Raw genomic sequence first — 16,946 nt, forward strand, 5'->3', positions numbered from 1 at the left:
TGCCTCACGATTTCCAGGGAGACGCTTTGAACCAACGGACGAGATAGGCGGTGCCGATCAGAGTCGCGAAGCCAAACAGGTTGCCGATGACTTCGGCGCCGCTCGTGCGGCCTGCGTGATCAAGTGCGATACCGATCGGTTGGGCGATGACCATGCCGGTGATGAAGACGGCGAGCGATTGCTGTCCGACAACGGTCAACACACGTACGACCGGACCGCGCAGACGGGATCCCTTTTCTCCAACCAAGTGGACGGCGATATAGCAAAGCGCCATGAAATGAACGAAGCGAAGGATGCCGAAATCTGATTTATCGGTCAACGGAACGATCCGCGCTGCGGCCATCTGGAAAAAGGGGTGAACTTCCTGGAAACGGACCCACGCGAAAGGCACCGTCGCAATCACGAGGACAATCGCAAGCGCCATCAGGCGGAGGTCGTAGTCCGGTGCCGGCAGATTTCCTCGCATGAGGAAGAAACCGGTGAAGAAGAGAAACTGCCAGCCGAACGGATCGAAGAACCAGGGGCGGTCCGACCAAGGTTCGGCCGGCAGGTGAGTCAGGCCAAACTGCGTGGCAAGCCACAGGACGGTCATCAGAAATATCGGCAGGGCGTGGTGCAGTTTCGACGCAAAGATCATCACCGGCATCAGCGCCAGGATGACGATGTACATCGGCAGAATGTCGAAATAGTTCGGCACGTAGGTCAGCGTCAGCAAGCCGGCCAGCAGGTGGCCCGGATCCTTCATGAAGGGTACGAGGTTCAGGCTGTCGACATAGGTGACACCATCGTAGCGCGTTCCGGCGACCACCATGATTGCGGAGACAACGATGAAGACGGCAATGTGCGCCCAGAAGATCTGCCAGATGCGCTGCGCGACACGGGCGATCAGCGCAATCGCACCGTTGCGGTCAAAGGTCGAGCCGAACGCGATGGCAGAAGCCATACCCGATTGAAAGACGAACATCTCCGTGGCGTCCGAAAACCCGAAGCGGGCCGGAATCCAGAGCGCCCAGCCGTCGTTTGGTATATGGGCAAGCAGGATGATCAGCATGCCGACGCCACGAAAAAAGTCGAGGCGCGGATCACGAGCCCGCTTGGCCTTCGCACCAGCCGGAACTGTCGTCTGATGGGAATCAGAAAGCGCCGTCGTAGGCGCTGGCATCGAACCTACAGGCGATGAGGCTGAAGCCCGGCCGGTGGTCGGCACCCTCAAGCTCGGTACGGAAGTCATCGATTGTCTCCACATTCACACCATAGCCACCAAACGCTTTGGCGACGGCAGCAAAATCTGTTTCACCCAGAGCGACGCCCGCTGGAGCGAGGCCGGCGGACGCCTGTTTCATCGCGATCAGCGCGAGGCTGCGGTCCTGAAACAGGACGATCGTCAACGGCAGGTTAAGATCGCGAAGGGTTGCCAGTTCGCCGATACCCATCTCCAGGCCACCATCACCCATGACAGCAAAGACCCGTCGTGAGGGATCGGCCACCTTGGCACCGATTGCCAGCGGCAACGCCGCATTCATCGTGCAGAAGCCGGCGGACTGGAGGAGAGAAAGCGGCGTGACGGCGCGCCATTTCTGCGAGAGCAGAATGCGGTGGGCGCCGCTGTCGACTGTAACCAGGCCATCTGTCCCGGCTGCCTCATTCAGGTGATCGACAATGATGTGCGGGCCCCAGGCGTCCTTCGTCGAAAAGAGGCGATCGAGCGCTGCTTTCGCTGCAGCCGGCTCGTGACTGGGCCACGTCTGACGCTCGACGAGCGAGCCGTTGAGCGCCTGTAACATGCTTTTCGTGTCTGCCGAAATCCATGTGCCCGCGTGATGCATGGCATGATCGACAAGAGCCCCGGAAATATCGATGAGCTTCGCCTGGTCGGACACGAAATCGAGCCAGCCGAGCCGCATTTCGATCGGGTCATAGCCGAAGGCAAGCACTAGGTCCGCCTTGTCGAATAACGGAAGAAGGACCCGGTCGGCAAGCGGCGACAGTCCGGCGCCACCAAGGGACAGGGGGTGGTCCTCGGGAATGGTGCCTTTCGCCTTATAGGTCGTGATAACGGGCGCTCCGATGGTCTCGGCCAAATGTTGCAGGGCAGGGCCGGCCTGATTGCGTGCAGTTTCAAGACCGACAAGAAGTAGGGGCCGTTCGGCTGCGCGGATTCGCTCTGCAAGGAGGCGAACGCCAGGATCCGTGACGGAAGCAGGGGTGATGAACCGTTTTGGAGCCTCGGGAATGAACGCGCTTGGGCTCAAGCTCGCGGCAACGGCGGGCGAAAGGTCCAGGTGGACCGGCCCCATGGGTTCCGTCGTCGCGATCGCCAGGGCGCGCGCCACAGTGGACGCGGCGCTTTCCTGCTCCACTTCAAAAGAAGCCTTGACGAGTGGGCGCAGAAGCTGGGCGTGGTCGATCACCTGATGCGTATAGCGAGCACGTGTTGTCCGATCGACGACCCCCGAAATCACGATCAGCGGAACCCGCTCCTGCACGGCGTCAGCAATTCCGTTGACGGCATTGGCAAGACCTGGGCCGACAGTCGTCACCAGAAGTTCCGGATTGCCGCTGATCGTGCTGGCACCCGCTGCCATGATCGCCGCAGAGGTCTCGTGGCGCGTCAGGTTGAACGTTATTCCCGCCGCCTGCAAAGCATCGATCAGTGTGACGATCTCACCGCCAGGCACACCAAAGGCATGGCGTACCTGATGTGCACGAAGGGTCTTGGCAACGATGTCAGCGACACGATTCGCATTTTTTTTGGGTTGAGACATTACACGAGCCCCCCTCGAAGTTTATTCTGAGGCGAGAAGCCCGCCCGGCGGATGGTTAGGACCGGGCGGGCCTCTTCAGCGTTCCGTCAGGCGGACGACGAACGCGACGACGGTGCCGAACAGGATATGGCCGATCAGCGAGGCCCAGGTCAGGGTGATGAAGCCGAGAAATGGCGGCAATCCCGCAAAGAGATGGGCCATCACGTAAAGTGCAAACACCCACAAGCCTGTTCCAAAGCCGATGCCGGTAAGGATCAGCGGCAGGCTCGGGAAGATCAGTCGCTGCAGCGGCCGGGCGATGAACAGATAGCCGATCGGATAGAAGATAATGCCGACGATGGCGTGGATTGCCTCGGCGGCCAGCAGATTGTTAAAGCCGAAGACGGACTGCACGAGAGCTGCAGGCTCCAGCGGTCCCCCGACCCAAAGCGGAGTGATGACGCGCGCCCAGATCTCCCAGGTGATGTCCGCTGCGAGGCCCGCCAGCACGATCGTGCGCGCCAGGCTCGGTTGGATCTCCGGAAAGATTGCCGGCTTTTGCATTTCCATCATTGTCATGACTTTTCTCCTTGTTTGGGGATGCGCTCAGGCAGATAGGCGCATGCCGACTGACTGCTCGATGGACTGAAAGAGACGATCGTCCGCCTTCAGGCGTTGGCGGATCTGGCCAATGCGCGACACCGCGGCATTGTCGCCGCTGCGCCCCACCGCCTTGGCGAGGGCAAGCACAAAGAAGTCCCGTTGCGCGTTGCTTCCGCCGATCTTCGGAAGGTTTGCCACCATCCGGTCGATCATTCGCTGGTCGGCGGGAGCATCAAACCCGGCCAATACGCGCGCCATCGGCACCCCGATTTCGGCTGCAACGCGCGCCTGATCATCCATGCCGAGGGCTTTGGCATCGATCTGAGCGACGAGCTCTGCGACGCCCTTGCGATCTTCGATCGCAACCATCGCCGCAAGGTTGTGCAGAGCCGCGAAGATCAGCGTTGTATCGGCCTTGCGCCGATTGGCGATTTCAGCGGCATCCATCCAACGGCCACCAACATGGATCCCGGATTGCTGCATGCGCCAGAGAAGCGAAACGGCGTTGGCCATGTCGCGGAAATCGTCCGTCTGCTGCGGTCGGACTTCATCGTCGTAAATCTGCAGGACACGATCATGATCGCCGCGCTCGAGATGCAGGAGAGCTAGATGCCAGGCCATGTGGAACGAGAAGTTGTTGCAGCGCGACCAGGCCTTTCGGCTTCCTTCGAGCCAATCGATGCCCTCTTTCGTGTCGCCACGCATTTCGAAGACATGAGAGACTGCATGAAGCCCCCAGGAATCGTGCGGCTGTAGCGCCACGGCGCGCTGTCCGATGTCGAGCGCCTCCTGATAACGCCCGTGTTCTTCCAGTGAAAAGGCATGGCAGCCGAGAACAAAGCCGGCGCCACTGCTCTTGAGGTCGAGGCTCCCGACTGCTCTCGTGCTCGCGCTCAACATGCCGCCCGCATCGCCCAGCATGAAGCGCAGGGCTTGCGATATCTTGAACGGCAGGAAAACGGTCGGACGATCTTCGAAACCGTAGTCGAGAAGGTCCGCGGCCCGGGAGAAGGAGCCGTCGACAGCCGCCTCAAGCGCCACGACGAGAAGGCGCTCATCACCCGTTCCGCCGCTTCTCGCGGCCAATGCCACCCGCGCATCTTTCAACGCGTCAGCGGCAGGCGTCACCGTTTCCGAGCGCGCCAGGATCAGGTTCGCAAAGCCCTTCAATGCGTGACCGGCAACGTGATGCGGATCGGCCGCAAGGGTCATCTGCAGCGCTGGGCCTGTGCTCGGGCGGTGGGTCGCCACACCGAACACTGCGCCCTCGAATGCCCGCTGCGCCTCGTTGCTGTCCGTGCTGGTGGTGAGGCCGTATGCATCGCGTTTCATCTACTTTGCTCCTTGGCGAGAGCCCTTCATCTCGATGGCTTCGATCTGAAATTCGGGTCTGACAAAGGCCTGTACGATTGCGCGACCGGGTTCGTTACAGGGAGCCGAGAGATTTTTTCGCTGGCGCAGCAATTTTTTGTCCGTTGCAGGACGACTTAAAAAATTTTTAAACATTTGTAACAAAACGATTGTGCGATCTGAATTATGTTGCCGCAGAACGTTCTAACCGGATCAAAAACAGCCTTTGCCGCGAGAGAGGGGAGGTCGCGTCCCGGGGCAATTTGTGAGCCGTCAGTATCGTTGCTCACAAAGAGGCGCGTGCGCATGCGTGACAGCCGGCGCTCGGGCTCTCGATGATTTCGAACCCCGTCAATGTAACAGCGGGCCTTTCTCTTGCGTATTGGGCACGTCATAACGAACACGCAAGGGTGTAATCATGATGCCGCTCCGATCCATGTTCCTTGCCGCCGCTGTAGCGCTCGGCTCAGCCTTGGCTATTCCAGCACTTGCCGAGCCGGTTACCTTCGAGGCGAAGGACGGCGTGAAGATCTATGGCGATTTTCGAAGAGCCGAAGGAAAGTCGCGCGCAACCATTTTGCTGTTTCACATGGCAGGTTCCAACAAAAGCGAGTATGCGCCCTTGGCGCCCATCCTCAATAAGGTTGGCTTCAGTACGCTGGCCATCGACCAACGGTCGGGCGGCAATCTCTGGGGCGACATCAACGAGACGGCTGCGCAGCTAAGAGGTGGTGCCGGTTTCGCCGACGCACTTTCCGATCTTGAGGCCGCGATCGCCTATAGCGGCACGCTGCATTTGGGACCGGCCGCGGTTTGGGGATCGAGCTATTCCTCGGCGTTGGTCTTCGTCGCGGCCGCTCACCATCCCGAGGTAAAGGCGCTGCTCGCATTTTCCCCTGCCGAATACATCGATGGTTATTCGATCGAGAGGCAGGCGACCAAGCTTACAATTCCTGTCTTCATAACATCCGCACCCGACGCCAGCGAGATATCGAGCGGCAAGGCACTCGCGAGAGCGGTGCCCGGCCACAGGGCAGTTCAATATATCCCCAAGCGCGGCGTACACGGATCGGCGACATTGCGCACTGATGAGGACCCGCAAGGTGCCATAGAAAACTGGAAGCATGTCATGGCTTTTCTCGACAACGCCTTCCCACGCAGTTGAGGAAGGGGGCAAGCCAGGCTGCAAGCTTCATCCTCCGATGGCCAAGACCACTGAGCTCGATTGGGACAAGGCTGCCCGTGCTTTGGTTGAGCCTGTCAGCCGACTTATAATCAAAAGGGCTTGACGACGGCGAGCCAAGCGATGATCGCGAATGCGAAGAAGATCGCAAACGGAGCGGCCCTGAACATCCGATGGACGGGCTTGCCGTCCTGCAACAACCGTCTCAAGGTCAGGCCCTCAACGCTGTGCAAGACGCTGAGGAAGACGGCAGGGACCATCTTCAAAAGCAGCCAGGGTGAGCCGTCCCAATCGGCACCGAATGCCATCGTAAAGCCTGCCACCCACACGATCGCAAGCGCAGGTGTCGTCACCAGCCCATCCCAACGCAGGACGGATTGGCCGATATGACGGACGTCCATTCCGTCTGGTGCAGCTATCGCGATCCGCAAAGCCAGTGCCATCGCCAGCATACCTGCGATCAGGGTGACGACGGCGAAGACGTGAAGCGCCTTGATGTAGAGATACATCAGCGTTCCCGTTCCTGACCGCTAAAGAGGTCGGGTATCTCAGCCAGCGAACGAACGGTAAAATCTGCCGGATAATCCAACGCTTCTGCATTGCCGCGCATCAGGGTGTAAAAAACGCGCTCGTCCGTTCCGGAGTGGGCCAAACCTTCCGTGATGTTCGCGACATTGAAACGCGCTACGCGAACGACCGTGAAGCCGAAGCTCTTCGCGCCGCAGATGTCAAATCCGTTGGACGATATGAAGACGACCTTATCGCGCGTCACGCCCAACTCCTCCTCCACCAGACTGTAAGCATTTGGAGCCGGCTTATAGGACTGTTTCGAGTCGACACTCAGAATGTTGTCTAGGAATGGGTGGAGGCCCGAATTCGTGGTCAGACTGGACAGCATCGACGGACTACCGTTCGAAAGAATCGCCCTCCGGCGGGGATGGAGCCTTTCAAGGCACGGCAGAGCGTCGCCGTAAGGTTTGAGGTCGAGATAGGCGGCAGCAATATCCTCAAGCAATTGACTGTCAGCCCTCAGATTAAGCAAGCGAAGCGTGTAATCGAGAGAACGCAATGTCAGCGACCAGAAGTCCTCATAACGCTCCATCAGCGTCACAAGCCAAGAATATTCGAGCTGCTTCATACGCCAGACGCTGGTGATCAGGCTTCCTCTCCCCGGAAAGGCCGCCTCCACCGTCGCTTCGACCGATCGCACGTCATAAAGCGTCCCGTAGGCGTCGAAAACGAAGGCCTTGAAGTTCTGGTTCACTTCCCTCTCCCTCTCGGACAATTCGATGCGTCCGGCTTACCGCTTAACTCGCAAGAGGCGCGGCCATCAAGATCAGGCTGCTTCGGTCGTGGCCGGCGACGACCCTGAACATCGACCCCGCCTTGACCGCCACGGGTTTGGCAAATGGATGCAAAACCTGCAGCCAGCCTCCGTCGGAATAGTCGTCTGGATGATTTGCAAATTCGATGCCATCGGCAAGATTGATCTTCATCCACTGCACGATCCCGGCCGCTGTGCCATTGGCGGTAACAGGAATTTCGATGACGCGAATTTCTTCTCTATGCTTTGGGCGCGTGAGATCGATCGTCTGCAATTCGATGTCCGCCGACAAGCGCTTCCAATCGGTCATCGTGCCATGGATCGGCAGTCGATTGGCGGCGAGCGGCGCGAATGCTGAAACGTCGAACCCGGAAACATCACCTACGAACGCATATCTACTCAAGACCTCGCTTTCGACCAGGCAACCAACTGCGGTCGCGGATCGCGGGATGATCGTCGCCCCCTCATTCAACAAGCGTGCATGGGCATCCTCAAAAGTGTTGAGAACGTCTTCTGCGAGAAGGTCGCTCGAAAGGATCTCCGACACCAGAATATCGGCCCGTGTTTCCAGATCCAGCCCAACGGTAAGCTCGGTCGAAACCTTGTTGACGACATTGATGGTGTTACCGAATCCGTTCTGCGCGACAATCCGGCTGGCGGTCTGCGCAATGATCGGAACTGCTTCGCAGGTGACGACGTTTGTCGCGCCTGCCCTCGCTGCCATCATCGACAGTAATCCGCTACCTGCGCCAATATCGAGGACCGGCGCAGTCGAGCCGCGTTCTTGAACGGCTTTGGCAATCGCTGCCTCGAAGGCATCGTTGCGTCGGGCGTCATTTAACATCGGTATGTGCCAAAAAGGAACCATCCTGGACGTCAAACGCCGAATCTGATGTTGCGCCAATACGTTTTCGGGCTGAGAGGTTGCGAGTTTACGGAACGCTTCAAGCGCTTCATGCTGCCGGTCGGCCTGCACGAGAGCGACCGCCAGATTGTTGAGCGCCGTCGGGTTGTCCGGTGAGACGCGCAGCGCGGTTTGGAGCGACTCGACTGCTCCTCTGGCGTCCCCCGATTTCAGTTGGATCGTACCCTTCTCCAACAACCCGACAAGGTGATCCGGCTTCATCGCCAGAAGCTGGTCCCAATAGATAATTGCTACTTCGAAACGCCCTCGGAGAGCGGCGACCCCCGCGACAAGCGGGAGAACGTCCTCGACCCGATAGCGGTGATCGAGAACCTGGAGGTAATGCTCTTCGGCATCATCGAGCTTGCCTTCCGCGTGAAATCTCATGGCTTCGCTCAAAGATTTGCGCGCTTGAGCCAGAACCTGCTCCGAATTTTCTGTGGTCATGAAAAAGCGTTCCCAGCAAAGATTTGATTGTCGCTGCCGGTACGCACGCGCGACCCACTTCGTTACATCGACCAGAAACTTTTTTTGAGACATACAAGGCTCAGAGGGCGGGTGGCAGCAGCCACAAAAAGACGATCACATGGTCGTGAGGCCGTAACGATAACAATCATGCGGGCGAATTCCTCCTGACCGCCCGGATTGACCGGCGTGGCCTTGATCGGAGCAGCACATGAAATATTCAGGCAGGATCGGCAGGTTGATGTTTTATTCTTCATTGGCAGCAACTGCGGCGCTACCTGCGGCGGCAGCGGACTGGCCACTGACCGTGGTGGAACTGTTCACCAGCCAGGGCTGCTCTTCGTGCCCTCCGGCCAACGCCAATCTCATCAAGATCAGCAACCGGAAGAATGTTCTCGCGCTGAGCTTCTCCGTGACCTATTGGGATTACCTGGGCTGGAAAGACACGTACGGGAAGCCGGAATTCACCGAGCGCCAGGTTGCCTATGAACCGGCCTTGAGGCAGCCCGGCCCTTATACCCCCCAGATGGTGTTCAATGGCACCGTAACCGCCGTCGGGAACAGTCTTCCCGAAGTCGAATCCCTGCTGGCGCAAACGCCTTCGCTGAATGGCCCAGCGCTGGCCTTTAGCAATGACCGTATCGAAGTCGGCGCCGGTCCTGCGGCCGGGAACGCTGACGTCTGGCTGGTGCGCTACGATCCGCGGATCGAAGACGTGCCGGTTGCGCGAGGGGAAAACAGCGGCGCGACACTACAGCACACACATGTCGTCCGGCGTCTGGCCTGGCTTGGCACCTGGGATGGGAGTAAAAGCTCGTTTTCCTTGTCCCAGGCCGATAAGGACTTGAAGACAGCGGTATTAATACAACGAGCGAATGGCGGAGCAATCCTCTCCGCCATCACCGACTGATCGAAGAGCCATTACTTCGCAATCAGCCCAAACCGGCCTGAACACGTCAGGCCGGCAAGACACCGGCGAAGCCGTTGCAGCAGGCCGAGACTGAAGCTGCGCTAGTCCTGAACTTCGGCGGCAGTCAGTTTGTCTTGCGTCCTCGTCTCGAAATCGCTGGCATCGTGGCGTTCGCGCAGTTGTTCGGACGGATGGCCCGTCAAGCGATTGACCATGCGGCCACGCTTGACGGCAGGACGCGCGTAGATTTGCTCGGCCCAGCGCTGAACGTTCTTGTAATCCTGCACCTGCAGGAATTCGGCCGCGCCGTATTGCCAGCCTTTGGCGAGACCGCCATACCATGGCCAGATAGCAATATCGGCAATCGTGTAATCGCTGCCGGCAATATATTCGCTTTCGGCCAAACGACGATCGAGAACATCGAGTTGGCGCTTCACCTCCATGGCAAATCGGTCGATCGCGTACTCGATCTTGGTCGGCGCATAAGCGTAGAAATGCCCAAAGCCGCCGCCAAGAAAGGGCGCGCTGCCATCTGCCAGAACAGCCATGACAGGCATTCGGCGCGAGCCGCCGGCTCCGTCGGCAGAAAGGCGCCGAACTTCTCGGCGAGATACATCAAAATCGAGGCCGATTCGAAAACACGGACCGGCTTTTTGCCACCACGGTCGAGCAGAGCCGGGATCTTCGAATTGGGATTGATGTCAACGAAACCGCTGGCGAATTGATCGCCATCGCCGATCTTGATCAACCAGGCGTCATATTCCGCACCGCTGTGGCCGAGTGCCAGCAGCTCTTCGAGCATGATGGTCACCTTCACACCGTTCGGCGTTCCCAGCGAATAGAGCTGCAGGGGATGGCGACCGACGGGTAATTCCTTCTCATGTGTCGCACCTGCGATCGGCCGATTGATGCTTGCGAAAGCGCCGCCGCTCGGCTTGTTCCAGGTCCAGATCTTTGGAGGATTGTATTCCGCTGCCTGTGACATCTCGATCTCCATTATCGACCGCTCCTGCTTATGCCGCGGGCGGATAGTTCGACGGGAATAGCGCCCGTTTGGCTTCTTCGTCGTTCACGCGTTTGAAGGAATGATCTTTGCAGACCTGCTTGGCGCGAGAAGCGGCAGGACGCGCATCGACCGTGTCGAAGAGTCGCTTCAGGTTCGGATAAGCGGCGAGCGGATCCTCGAGCCCCTTGAGCACGCGCGAGGCACGATCCAGCCATCCCCACGCGGACATGTCGGCAATCGTGTAACTATCTCCGACGATGAAGTTTCGGCCCTCGAGATGATCGTTAAGGACCTGATAATGACGCTCGGCCTCACGGCGATAGCGGTTGACGGCATAGTCCAGGCCTTCCGGCGCCGCGTGCTGAAAATGAACAGCCTGGCCTGAGAACGGCCCCACGCCGGACGCGAGAAACAGCAGCCATGAGAGAAGCTCAGGGCGATCTTCGGGCGAGCCAAGAAACTTGCCGGCTTTCTCCGCGAGATAGATCAGGATGGCCGTGGAATCGAAGACGCGCGTCTCTCTTCCGCCAGGACCGTCAGTGTCGACGATCGCCGGTACCTTGCCATTCGGATTGATGGCGCGGAAAGCCGGCACATGCTGCTCACCCTTGCTGGTGTCGACAGGGATTGTCTCATAGGGCAGCCCTGCCTCTTCCAGGAAGAGGGCGACTTTCGCGGGATTGGGTGTCGGATGAAAATAAAAGCGGATCATGAGGGCTCCGTCGGGAATGGTGGTCAAAGCGCGGTACTGACGCATCCGGAGCCGGACCTCGCCCGGCTCCGGATAGATTTTTGTCAGCCGGGAAGGCGGTCAGCGAGGACTTCCGGCTGCTTTATGTCGAGCGGTCCCTCAAAGAGTTCGTCATATTTCGCCATCAGCGCGGCGGCGATCTGGCCCTGGAGGTGGGCTTGGCGACCTTCTTCCCCATCGAAAGCATCGAAGATGCCGAACGTGGACTTGTCGAAGCGAACCGCAAACCATGCGACGGTGAGCGGTTCCTGGGCGAGCAGGGCTTGCGCGCTTTTGAGGAAATCTGCGACTTCCTCTTCCTTTCCGTTCTTTGCCTTCAATTGTACGAACAATGCGAGCTTAGTCATGATCATCTCCTCGGTTCTAGAGTGCTGAGTGGTCGCTGACCGCCTCTTCGAGCGCTGGCTTCATTGTCAGAAACCGTTCATCGATCGCGGCCGGATCATCCCTGTTGGCTGCGATCATTTTGGCGCGAGCCTCGCCGCCGCGGATCACCTGAAGGGAATTGGCTTCAATTCCTTCGATCAGCGCATCGGCAACCGCTTCGGGCGGCTCGCGCGTGAATCCAAGTTCGGGGCCGGCCTTCGAGGACTGCATCATCGGGGTATCCGTCGCGCCCGGATAGAGCGTCAAGACGCGGACACCTTCGCCCTTCAGTTCCCGGCGCAGTGCCTCGCTGAACCGAGAGAGCCCCGCCTTAACCGCGGCGTAGGTCGCGTAGAATGGAGCACCGATCAACGCGATGCCGGAGGTGACGTTGACGACAAGCCCGTCGCCGGACGCGCGCAGGTGGGGGAGAGCAGCCTGCGTCAACAGAATAGGAGCAACAAGGTCGACCTCGACCATCGTCCTTATTTCTGCCTCCGTCGTCTTTTCAATACGACCGGCGCGCACCCCGCCCGCGTTATTGACGAGAACATCGAGCCCGCCAAGTGCCGCAATTGCCTGGTCCAGAGACCGGGACCGACCCTCCGGGGTAGCCACATCCGCCTGGACGCCGCTGACCGGCAATCCCCTTTCCTGGAGATCCCTGACAGCCTGAACCAGCCGCTCGAAGTTTCGCCCGGTAACGATGACCCGAGCTCCTTTCGCCAGCATGGCACGTGCAATGGCGAAGCCGATGCCACTGGAGCCACCGGTGATGAGAACGCGCTTACCTTCGAGATTCATGGTTCTACCTCGCTTCTTCTTTAGGGCATTCTGTCTACGCAGTTTCAGCTGCCCTTAGGGCTGCTACTATTGCTTCAGGCGCGAGACGCTTGCGGTAGTCCGCTTCGGCGCGTGCAAGCTGCACACGGCCATTGCGACCGATCACGAACGTTGCGGGTATCGGTAGCTCCCAGCTGTCATCTCCATTGATCGCTGCGAGATCGATGCCAAAGGAGGAATAAGCTGCCTTGAGATCCTCGGGCAATGTGTAGACGAGGCCGAATTTCCGAGCGACCACATTGCCGGTGTCGCTGAGGACGTCGAAAGTGAGACTATTCTTCTCCGTCATCGACAGCGAGCCGTCCGGCTTTTGCGGCGAAATGGCGATGAGAGAGCCGCCGGCTTCCGTAATCGCGGGTAAGGCATGCTCGTAGGCAGCGAGCTGAATGTTACAGTACGGGCACCAGGCGCCGCGATAGAAGCTGAGAACAACGGGACCACTTGCCAGTGTCTCCAGCAACGAGATCGTTTCGCCCGTCACACCAGGCAACGAGAATTCAGGAGCGAGATCACCAGGTTTGGGAACGCGATCGAACGGAAAGCCAGAAGTGAGCACCTCGATCTTCGTGTTCAAAAACGCTGCTGCACCGGGAGGCGCGCTTGCCTCGAACTTCGCGTTGAAATCAGCAAGCTCCTGCTCAAGACCCATTTCGTTTGTCTCCCTGTATGTTGAGCACGTCCCAACCATGCAAAAAAGCGTGTGTGGGCGGACGTGCGATTGCGTTTTAAATCACTCGTTATAAAATGTATCGCAGAAAGTTCCCGGCTGTCGCGGAGCCGTAATCACGTTATCGAGAGACAAACAGATGGCCCGGCCCAGAGAATTCGACGAAGAAAAAGTGCTGGAGCTCGCCATGGAGCAGTTTTGGGAACGGGGATGTGAAACAACCTCGATCCGGGATCTTGCCCAGGCCATGGGGCTGACGACCGCCAGCATCTACAACGCCTTCGGCGACAAGCGGGCGATTTATCGCCGAGCGCTGGATTTTTACATCGAGCGAAGTTTCGGGGATCGGGTCGGGCGTTTTGAATCGAAACCACCACGGCAGGCGATCAATGCCTTCTTTGGCGAAATCATCGAGCGATCCTTGGCCGACACAAAGAGGAAAGGCTGCATGCTCGTCAATTCGGCTCTTGAAGTGGCGCCGCATGACGAAGAGTTCCAGCGTGTCGTTGCCAGCGTGCTTGTGCAAGTCGAGGCCTTCTTCCTACGCTGCGTGGAAAGAGGCCAGGAAGATGGCTCCATCGGCCGGCGCCAACGCGCCGCCGATCTGGCCGGAACGCTGCTTGGAACCCTGCTTGGCATCCGTGTCCTGGCACGCGCACGCCCGGAAAAAGAGTTGCTCGAAGGCTTGATAAAGCCTGTTTTCGCACTCCTTGAGCCCGACGGCGCGAAGCAACTGGAACCTGCATGAGCATGAACGAGGGGCGCAGCATGCAAGCTATCTCGTCGGCTTGGCAGGAAATTTCCGTCCGCTCATGTAACGACCCGAGCTTTTTCTTCGAACTGGAATATGTCGGATGAAGAATTCGGCGCGCGAAGAAGAGTGGGCCTCCTGGATGCGATCAGCAGTCGCGGGCGATGGACGCGCCTACCACAGATTGCTGACAGCCGTCACGCCTCATCTGCGCGTGATTGCTCGCAAGCGCTGCGAACAATTTGGTGCGCCGGCAAGTGAGGCTGAGGACGTGGTTCAGGAAGTGTTGCTGGCTATTCATCTCAAGCGGGGCACATGGGATCCATCCCGGCCCCTGGGCCCGTGGATGGCTGCCCTGGTGCGGAACAAGTTGATCGACAGCCTGCGACGCAGAGGCAGGCAGGCCGCCGTTCCCCTGGAGGACGTAATTGCGACCCTGGAAGGAGATGACGGAGTAGGGGTGGCGGACCGGATGGACATCGAACAGATACTGAGCCGCCTGAAGGATCCTCAGCGGACGATCGTCCAATCGATTTCGATAGAAGGTTCGAGCGTTCGCGAGACGGCGGAGCGTCTGAAGATGACCGAAGTGGCTGTACGTGTGGCGCTGCACCGTGCGCTCAAGTCGTTGTCGGCTCTCTACTCCGAGCCACTGAAATGAAGACAGAAACTCTCATAGAATTGCTCGCCCAGGACGCGCCGGTGAGGTCAAGCCTCACTCACATGCTCCAACAGGCAAGCATCGCGGCCGTTCTGATCGTTGCAATTGCCTTTTTCTCGGTAATCGGTTTCCGGCATGACATTGGTGCTGCTTTGAACACCGGTCGTTTTCTGTTCAAATTCGTCATCACGGTCGCTCTCGCGATCACCGGCAGCCTCGTGATGTATCGTATAGGAAAGCCCGGCGTGCCCTTGCGCTGGTCGGGTTGGGCTTTGCTGGTGCCGTTGGCATTGGCTGTCGGTGCGGCAGTGTTCGAGCTTTCGGTCATGCCGCCCGAGACGTGGGTGACACGGATGATTGGGCACAATTCCAGGCTCTGTCTGACGATCATTCCGTCTCTGGCGGTCGGCCCCCTTGCCTGTTTTCTTCTGGCGCTACGACATGGAGCACCGACACGTCCTGCACTTGCCGGGGCGGCTGCGGGTCTGGCGGCAGCCGGGATCGCCGCCACGTTCTATGCCGCGAATTGCGACGACGACAGCCCGCTCTTCGTCCTCCTCTGGTACCCGATCGCCATTTCCGCCGTCACAGGAGTTGGCGCTTTAGCTGGTCAAAAGCTGTTGCGATGGTAGATCCTTACGTGACGAAAGTCGAATGAGCGGCGCATCGCTTGATGCTTCGACAGGAGAACATCATATGAACGATTGCAGGCTTTGATGGTGGACAGGTCTGCTTAAATATTGAGTAGGATTGGCAGCGTGAAAACAGAAGACCTGATAACCCTGATAGCGCAGGACACGCGCCGATCGGTCAATCTAACATCCGTGCTTTGGGCTGCCGTAGTAGCCGGTGCCTTGGTTTCCGGCCTTGTTTTCTTTTTGACACTGGGATTTCGACATGACATCGGCCAGGCGATCGAGACAGTGCGCTTCGGCTTTAAGTTCGTTGTCACCCTCTCCCTTTTTGCCGCCGCGTTATCCCTGACTGGGCCTGTCGTTCGACCGGGCAGCGACATCGCATGCAGACTGTGGCTGCTGTTGATCGCGCCAGTTCTTCTACTTTCAGCGACCGCCTTGGAATTGTTCGTCACGCCGCCCGATGTCTGGCTGGATAAATTAATTGGCCATAACGCATTGCATTGCCTGACGATCATACCGGCGCTATCCGCATTCCCCGGCACATTTCTCTTCCTCGCCATGCGGGAGGGCGCACCCGAAAACCCAGGTCTTGCCGGCGCGCTCGCGGGTCTCATATCAGCCGGGATCGCTGCGACGTTCTATGCGACCAACTGTTTCGACGACAGTCCTCTGTTCGTCGCGACTTGGTATCCTCTGGCGACGCTCATCGTGGTGACTGTCGGCTATTTCGCGGGAAAACGGTTCCTACGATGGTAGACGCTCGGGCGGCAAGCTTCGACATCACTTATGGTAACCCCCGAGAGGGCAGATGTTCCACAGATCGCCGCTCTGTCGCTAGCGCATTCGCGGGTCGATGCTTCTGATCTCCTTCAAAGCATCAATTGAAGGGAAAACGTTTCTACGCTGCTCGCTTAGCCTGTCAGGAATGGCACGCGTAGCAGGTAGAGCGGCAGCATTGATCTGGAAAGCTTTCCGGTTAGCTTTCGCAGATTGACCGTCGAACGGCTCAGCTAATCGGCGCGGCCCAGTAGCCTTGAACAGAGATCGGTGAACACACGGACTTTCGCAGCGCGATGACGTCGCGAAGGGAAGATGGCATAAAGAGAAAAGATCTCGTCGGGCCAGTCAGATAAGAGCTCGACGAGCTTGCCACTTGCCATGATGTGCTGCGACCCGAGTTCCATGATCTGCGCGATGCCTGCCCCCTCACAGCACGCTCCGATCATTGTCTCGACGTCCGAGACCATCAATCGCGCCGACTGGCGGATCGGAAACACCTCACTTCCGTGGTGAAACTCCCATTTGAAGGCGCGCCCGGTGGCGGGATCCTGATAATCTATGCAGGTGTGATTGATGAGGTCGCGCGGATGCTCAGGCTTGCCGTGTTTGTCCAGGTAGGCCGGGGACGCGACTGTCAAAATCCGGGTCTCCAATATTTTCCGATTGGTGAAACCCGCTACGGGTGGCTCTCCAAATCGTAAAGCCATATCGAAAGCGTCCGCAACCAGATCACCGACATGATCGCGCATGATCAACTCAAGCCGCAGGTCTGGATGCTTGTCGCCGGCCTTCAGCGCTTTCTGGGCGGCCCCAGAGGCGATCAGCTCCGCGGTGGCGCGGTGCATCGTCTCGATCACCGAGTAGGGGACGTTGTACGGCGGCTTGCCTGCTTCAAAATCTGCCTTGAATGCGTCGAGCTTGGATTGCAGGGTCACGGTCATTCTCCTTGGATTGAGGTGAGTTTCGGTTTCGAGCATGCCGGACTTCGGGAACTGCCCTG

At 58.7% G+C, this 16,946-nt stretch carries 18 protein-coding genes and 1 pseudogene; 6 read left to right on the plus strand and 13 right to left on the minus strand.

Annotated elements, in window-relative coordinates:
- Positions 1 to 4: 4 nt before the first annotated feature.
- The 4 genes from KQ933_RS21760 to KQ933_RS21775 form a co-directional block, all read right to left on the minus strand.
- A complete protein-coding gene (locus tag KQ933_RS21760) occupies positions 5 to 1,162 on the minus strand; it encodes an OpgC family protein (protein ID WP_216759942.1) in 1,158 nt (385 codons plus the stop codon).
- Entirely contained in the window at positions 1,134 to 2,765 is a 1,632-nt protein-coding gene (locus KQ933_RS21765) for a thiamine pyrophosphate-binding protein (RefSeq protein WP_216759943.1), read from the minus strand. Before KQ933_RS21765 ends, KQ933_RS21760 begins: the two co-directional genes overlap by 29 nt.
- Positions 2,766 to 2,840: 75 nt before the next feature.
- Positions 2,841 to 3,323: a hypothetical protein gene (locus tag KQ933_RS21770; protein ID WP_216759944.1), complete on the minus strand. Its 483-nt coding sequence runs from the start codon at positions 3,321 to 3,323 to the stop codon at positions 2,841 to 2,843.
- 27 nt (positions 3,324 to 3,350) lie between these two features.
- Complete coding sequence (locus KQ933_RS21775; RefSeq protein WP_216759945.1) at positions 3,351 to 4,679, minus strand: tetratricopeptide repeat protein; 1,329 nt, start codon at positions 4,677 to 4,679, stop codon at positions 3,351 to 3,353.
- 436 nt (positions 4,680 to 5,115) lie between these two features.
- Between KQ933_RS21775 and KQ933_RS21780 the strand changes: the two genes are divergently transcribed.
- Positions 5,116 to 5,862: an alpha/beta hydrolase gene (locus KQ933_RS21780; RefSeq protein ID WP_253958384.1), complete on the plus strand. Its 747-nt coding sequence runs from the start codon at positions 5,116 to 5,118 to the stop codon at positions 5,860 to 5,862.
- Between the two features lie 110 nt (positions 5,863 to 5,972).
- Here the strand turns inward: KQ933_RS21780 and KQ933_RS21785 are convergent, their stop codons facing one another.
- Genes KQ933_RS21785 through KQ933_RS21795 form a run of 3 tightly spaced genes read right to left on the minus strand, consistent with a single transcriptional unit; the run spans position 5,973 to position 8,555 of the window.
- Positions 5,973 to 6,389 carry a CopD family protein gene (locus KQ933_RS21785; RefSeq protein WP_216759946.1) on the minus strand — a complete coding sequence of 139 codons (417 nt, stop codon included), beginning with the start codon at positions 6,387 to 6,389 and terminating at the stop codon, positions 5,973 to 5,975.
- On the minus strand, positions 6,389 to 7,144 hold the full coding sequence (locus KQ933_RS21790) for a haloacid dehalogenase type II (RefSeq protein ID WP_216759947.1): 756 nt from the start codon (positions 7,142 to 7,144) through the stop codon (positions 6,389 to 6,391). Before KQ933_RS21790 ends, KQ933_RS21785 begins: the two co-directional genes overlap by 1 nt.
- 43 nt (positions 7,145 to 7,187) lie before the next feature.
- A complete protein-coding gene (locus KQ933_RS21795; RefSeq protein WP_216759948.1) occupies positions 7,188 to 8,555 on the minus strand; it encodes a tetratricopeptide repeat protein in 1,368 nt (455 codons plus the stop codon).
- 229 nt (positions 8,556 to 8,784) lie between these two features.
- On the opposite strand from KQ933_RS21795, the gene KQ933_RS21800 reads away from it, so the two are divergent.
- Positions 8,785 to 9,483 (plus strand): thioredoxin family protein, encoded by a 699-nt coding sequence (locus KQ933_RS21800; RefSeq protein WP_216759949.1) that lies wholly within the window; start codon positions 8,785 to 8,787, stop codon positions 9,481 to 9,483.
- A 101-nt stretch (positions 9,484 to 9,584) separates the two neighbouring features.
- On the opposite strand, the pseudogene yghU reads toward KQ933_RS21800, so the two are convergent.
- The 5 genes and pseudogenes from yghU to KQ933_RS21825 all read right to left on the minus strand — a co-directional run bounded on the left by yghU (position 9,585) and on the right by KQ933_RS21825 (position 13,098).
- A pseudogene (gene yghU, locus KQ933_RS21805) lies at positions 9,585 to 10,468 on the minus strand (glutathione-dependent disulfide-bond oxidoreductase).
- 28 nt (positions 10,469 to 10,496) lie between these two features.
- On the minus strand, positions 10,497 to 11,201 hold the full coding sequence (locus tag KQ933_RS21810; protein WP_216759950.1) for a glutathione S-transferase family protein: 705 nt from the start codon (positions 11,199 to 11,201) through the stop codon (positions 10,497 to 10,499).
- A gap of 83 nt (positions 11,202 to 11,284) precedes the next feature.
- Positions 11,285 to 11,587, minus strand: a complete 303-nt coding sequence (locus KQ933_RS21815) for a putative quinol monooxygenase (RefSeq protein ID WP_216759951.1) — start codon at positions 11,585 to 11,587, stop codon at positions 11,285 to 11,287.
- A gap of 16 nt (positions 11,588 to 11,603) precedes the next feature.
- Entirely contained in the window at positions 11,604 to 12,410 is an 807-nt protein-coding gene (locus KQ933_RS21820) for an SDR family oxidoreductase (RefSeq protein ID WP_216759952.1), read from the minus strand.
- A gap of 34 nt (positions 12,411 to 12,444) precedes the next feature.
- Positions 12,445 to 13,098, minus strand: a complete 654-nt coding sequence (locus KQ933_RS21825; RefSeq protein ID WP_216759953.1) for a peroxiredoxin-like family protein — start codon at positions 13,096 to 13,098, stop codon at positions 12,445 to 12,447.
- A 157-nt stretch (positions 13,099 to 13,255) separates the two neighbouring features.
- Here KQ933_RS21825 and KQ933_RS21830 point away from each other — a divergent pair, with 157 nt between their 5' ends.
- The 4 genes from KQ933_RS21830 (at position 13,256) to KQ933_RS21845 (ending at position 15,922) form a co-directional block, all read left to right on the plus strand.
- Positions 13,256 to 13,864, plus strand: coding sequence for a TetR/AcrR family transcriptional regulator (locus KQ933_RS21830; protein ID WP_216759954.1), 609 nt, complete (start codon positions 13,256 to 13,258; stop codon positions 13,862 to 13,864).
- A 106-nt stretch (positions 13,865 to 13,970) separates the two neighbouring features.
- Positions 13,971 to 14,528, plus strand: a complete 558-nt coding sequence (locus tag KQ933_RS21835; RefSeq protein WP_216759955.1) for a sigma-70 family RNA polymerase sigma factor — start codon at positions 13,971 to 13,973, stop codon at positions 14,526 to 14,528.
- The gene (locus KQ933_RS21840) at positions 14,525 to 15,160 is read left to right on the plus strand and encodes an NrsF family protein (protein WP_216759956.1); all 636 of its coding nucleotides are present in this window, start codon (positions 14,525 to 14,527) and stop codon (positions 15,158 to 15,160) included. The genes KQ933_RS21835 and KQ933_RS21840 overlap by 4 nt, the downstream gene beginning before the upstream one ends.
- Positions 15,161 to 15,286: 126 nt before the next feature.
- Positions 15,287 to 15,922: an NrsF family protein gene (locus KQ933_RS21845; RefSeq protein WP_216759957.1), complete on the plus strand. Its 636-nt coding sequence runs from the start codon at positions 15,287 to 15,289 to the stop codon at positions 15,920 to 15,922.
- A gap of 254 nt (positions 15,923 to 16,176) precedes the next feature.
- Here the strand turns inward: KQ933_RS21845 and KQ933_RS21850 are convergent, their stop codons facing one another.
- Positions 16,177 to 16,923, minus strand: coding sequence for a substrate binding domain-containing protein (locus KQ933_RS21850; RefSeq protein ID WP_216759958.1), 747 nt, complete (start codon positions 16,921 to 16,923; stop codon positions 16,177 to 16,179).
- Between the last annotated feature and the right edge of the window lie 23 nt (positions 16,924 to 16,946).

The sequence above is a fragment of the Rhizobium sp. WYJ-E13 genome (assembly GCF_018987265.1).
GTDB lineage: Bacteria > Pseudomonadota > Alphaproteobacteria > Rhizobiales > Rhizobiaceae > Rhizobium.

Excerpts from the sequence above, each read along its gene's own strand:
- KQ933_RS21760 (WP_216759942.1), bottom strand. The coding sequence starts at position 1,162 with ATGCCAGCGCCTACGACGGCGCTTTCTGATTCCCATCAGACGACAGTT.
- KQ933_RS21795 (WP_216759948.1), bottom strand. The coding sequence starts at position 8,555 with ATGACCACAGAAAATTCGGAGCAGGTTCTGGCTCAAGCGCGCAAATCT.
- KQ933_RS21780 (WP_253958384.1), top strand. The coding sequence starts at position 5,116 with ATGATGCCGCTCCGATCCATGTTCCTTGCCGCCGCTGTAGCGCTCGGC.
- KQ933_RS21785 (WP_216759946.1), bottom strand. The coding sequence starts at position 6,389 with ATGTATCTCTACATCAAGGCGCTTCACGTCTTCGCCGTCGTCACCCTG.
- KQ933_RS21765 (WP_216759943.1), bottom strand. The coding sequence starts at position 2,765 with ATGTCTCAACCCAAAAAAAATGCGAATCGTGTCGCTGACATCGTTGCC.
- KQ933_RS21800 (WP_216759949.1), top strand. The coding sequence starts at position 8,785 with ATGAAATATTCAGGCAGGATCGGCAGGTTGATGTTTTATTCTTCATTG.
- KQ933_RS21835 (WP_216759955.1), top strand. The coding sequence starts at position 13,971 with ATGAAGAATTCGGCGCGCGAAGAAGAGTGGGCCTCCTGGATGCGATCA.
- KQ933_RS21815 (WP_216759951.1), bottom strand. The coding sequence starts at position 11,587 with ATGACTAAGCTCGCATTGTTCGTACAATTGAAGGCAAAGAACGGAAAG.
- KQ933_RS21810 (WP_216759950.1), bottom strand. The coding sequence starts at position 11,201 with ATGATCCGCTTTTATTTTCATCCGACACCCAATCCCGCGAAAGTCGCC.
- KQ933_RS21775 (WP_216759945.1), bottom strand. The coding sequence starts at position 4,679 with ATGAAACGCGATGCATACGGCCTCACCACCAGCACGGACAGCAACGAG.
- KQ933_RS21840 (WP_216759956.1), top strand. The coding sequence starts at position 14,525 with ATGAAGACAGAAACTCTCATAGAATTGCTCGCCCAGGACGCGCCGGTG.
- KQ933_RS21850 (WP_216759958.1), bottom strand. The coding sequence starts at position 16,923 with ATGCTCGAAACCGAAACTCACCTCAATCCAAGGAGAATGACCGTGACC.
- KQ933_RS21825 (WP_216759953.1), bottom strand. The coding sequence starts at position 13,098 with ATGGGTCTTGAGCAGGAGCTTGCTGATTTCAACGCGAAGTTCGAGGCA.
- KQ933_RS21820 (WP_216759952.1), bottom strand. The coding sequence starts at position 12,410 with ATGAATCTCGAAGGTAAGCGCGTTCTCATCACCGGTGGCTCCAGTGGC.
- KQ933_RS21830 (WP_216759954.1), top strand. The coding sequence starts at position 13,256 with ATGGCCCGGCCCAGAGAATTCGACGAAGAAAAAGTGCTGGAGCTCGCC.
- KQ933_RS21770 (WP_216759944.1), bottom strand. The coding sequence starts at position 3,323 with ATGACAATGATGGAAATGCAAAAGCCGGCAATCTTTCCGGAGATCCAA.